At 68.4% G+C, this 1,700-nt stretch carries 2 protein-coding genes; both read left to right on the top strand.

What is annotated here, in order from left to right; translation table 11 throughout:
- On the top strand, positions 1–1,193 hold a 1,193-nt coding region (locus tag ACFU6I_RS48575), incomplete at its 5' end, for an IS256 family transposase (RefSeq protein ID WP_384380991.1).
- On the top strand, positions 1,190–1,672 hold the full coding sequence (locus tag ACFU6I_RS48580) for a hypothetical protein (protein WP_384380994.1): 483 nt from the start codon (positions 1,190–1,192) through the stop codon (positions 1,670–1,672). The genes ACFU6I_RS48575 and ACFU6I_RS48580, both read left to right, overlap by 4 nt.
- Positions 1,673–1,700 lie beyond the last annotated feature (28 nt).

Here is a 1,700-nt window from a genome sequence, read left to right on the forward strand (position 1 = left end):
TCCGCGAGGGCGCGAGGCGGATGTTGGCCGCCGCCCTGGAGGCGGAAGTCAACGCTTACATAGCCGAGTTGGCCGGTGAGCGGGACGAGAGCGGTTACCGACTGGTCGTGCGCAACGGCCATCACCAGCCGCGGAAGGTCACCACCTCCGCCGGAGTCATCGAGGTGACAGCCCCGCGCGTGAACGACAAGCGCATCGACGAGGCCACGGGCGAACGCAAGCGGTTCTCCTCGGCGATCCTGCCACCCTGGGCACGGAAGTCCCCGAAGATCAGCGAGGTGCTGCCGCTGCTCTACCTGCACGGCCTGTCCTCCGGCGACTTCGTACCCGCGCTCGAGCAGTTCCTCGGCTCCTCGGCCGGCCTCTCACCCGCCACCGTGACTCGGCTGACCGTCCAATGGCAGGCCGACCACAGGGCGTTCATGGACCGCGACCTGTCCGCCACCGACTACGTGTACGTCTGGGCCGACGGCGTCCACCTGCGCATCCGCCTGGAGGAGGCGAAAGCCGCGGTCCTGGTGGTGATGGGCGTGCGGGCCGACGGCACGAAGGAACTGATCGCGATGACCGACGGATACCGCGAGTCGTCCGAGGCATGGGCCGGGCTGCTGCGGGACTGCGCCCGCCGGGGCATGCGGGCCCCGGTCCTGGCCGTCGGCGACGGCGCGCTCGGCTTCTGGAACGCGCTGAACGAGGTGTTCCCCGACACCCGCCATCAAAGGTGCTGGGTTCACAAAACGGCCAACGTTTTGGACGCGCTACCAAAGTCGGCCCAGCCCGCGGCCAAGCGCGCGATCCAGGAGATCTACAACGCCGAGGACAAGGAGCACGCGACCAGGGCCGTCCGCGACTTCGAGCGCGCCTACCAGGCGAAATACCCCAAGGTCGTCAAGCGGATCACGGACGACGAGGACGAACTCCTGGCGTTCTTCGACTTCCCCGCCGAGCACTGGATCCATCTGCGCACCACAAATCCGATCGAGTCGACCTTCGCCACGGTCCGGCTACGGACGAAGGTCACCAAGGGCGCCGGCAGCCGGGGAGCCGCTCTCGCCATGGTCTTCAAGCTGATCGAATCCGCGCAGGCACGCTGGCGCGCGGTCAACGCACCCCATCTCGTTGCGCTGGTGCGGGCCGGCGCCCGTTTTGAACGCGGCCACCTGGTCGAGCGCCCCGAGGAGGCCGCCGCGTGAATGGCCCCAACGGTGCCGATGACCGTTCCGCCGGGGACGAGCACCAGCGATTCGCCCGCTACCTGCACGAGCTGGCCGTCGTCCGTGACGAAGACGAAGCCGAACTGGTGACCAGCATCTTGCGCGACTCGGACACGACGATGGCGCAGTCGGCCATCCTCCGCCACCTCGACCGTCATGCGGCGCAGCTGCTGACCGGCGAGGGGTTCACCGCCTGGGCCCGCACGATGGCCGAGATCAGCACGGAGCGGGAGTTCCTCGCCCGCCGACTGCGCGAATGGACCCTGCTGCGGTCAATCACCGTGGGCGAGCCGTGGGGCCCGGAGGAAGTCACCACCGGTTCCGACTGGTTCCAGCGCAAGGCCGTCGAGACCCTGCCCTCACCCGCCGTCCTCACCCTGCTCGCCGAAGCCGGAAGAACCCGACGCGTCCGCGCTGACGCCAGTCGCCGACTACGTCAGCGACACCACCGCGACTGACTTGATCCACAGGTCTTGACTATTCCTC

The sequence above is a fragment of the Streptomyces sp. NPDC057486 genome (genome assembly GCF_042802415.1).
GTDB classification, from domain to species: domain Bacteria; phylum Actinomycetota; class Actinomycetes; order Streptomycetales; family Streptomycetaceae; genus Streptomyces; species Streptomyces yanii.